This window comes from Dysgonomonas mossii (assembly GCF_004569505.1).
Classification (GTDB): Bacteria; Bacteroidota; Bacteroidia; order Bacteroidales; family Dysgonomonadaceae; genus Dysgonomonas.
The window spans coordinates 1-813 of record NZ_SPPK01000020.1 but is presented as its reverse complement, the minus strand read 5'-3'; the positions used below and the strand labels follow the sequence as shown (position 1 = coordinate 813).

Genomic DNA, 813 nt, shown 5'->3' with positions numbered 1-813 from the left:
GGACGATTTCTCTAAGCAAAAAATAGGTTGGGGAAACCTCAGTCTGAATAGCCAATTTACATTAATAGATGAAGGTTATTATATTAATGCTCCCTCTGCTTTTTTTTGTTCAAATGATTTATATTTATTAGGATTATTAAATTCTAATATAAGCAGTTATTACATAAAATCGTTAGGAGTTACTCGCAATGGAGGGTATTTTGAATTTAAACCAATGTTTGTGGAGCAGATGCCAATTCCTCAAATAGCAGAATACCAGAAAGATAAACTTATTTATTTAACAAAAAAAATACAAGAAAGTAGAAATAAACACATAGATACGATTAATATAGAAGTGGAGGTAAACCGCTTAGTATATGATCTATATCAGCTATCTATTGAAGAAGTTGAATTTCTCGAAAACACTATAAAATAGCATTCATCACATGGTTAAACTCATTGGCAGACAAACCAAACAATTCCGATACCAGACTATTTATTGACATTTCCACGCTAGGGCTAATCTTTTTATTATCAGTAATATTATCCATTATGGCTTCAATTACAGACTCCTGTTCTAAGCTTATTTTAGGTATCATAATCTGATCTATATACATTTTAATCCATCTTCGAGTGCCTACTCCAGATGTTGCACATATCTTATCAAAATACCATTCACATATTTTGGAATTTAGAAATGCGGTTAAATATTTGAGATGTTTTCCTGTAATAAAAAACACAGTATTATTAATGTAGTATCCGTCTAAATCTAAAGCAAAATTTGGATGATCAGTTAACTCAATCCAAATAATTTTTTGTTTAGAAAAATCGTCC

2 protein-coding genes are annotated in these 813 nt (G+C 29.9%); one reads left to right on the top strand and one right to left on the bottom strand.

Annotated elements, in window-relative coordinates; all coding sequences use genetic code 11:
• The coding region (locus tag E4T88_RS17215; protein ID WP_199318945.1) for a TaqI-like C-terminal specificity domain-containing protein at positions 1-415 on the top strand (415 nt) is incomplete at its 5' end.
• Here E4T88_RS17215 and E4T88_RS17210 read toward each other — a convergent pair.
• Positions 405-813, bottom strand: a 409-nt coding sequence (locus E4T88_RS17210; RefSeq protein ID WP_306461443.1) for a TaqI-like C-terminal specificity domain-containing protein, incomplete at its 5' end; no start/stop codon positions are given. The genes E4T88_RS17215 and E4T88_RS17210 overlap by 11 nt on opposite strands.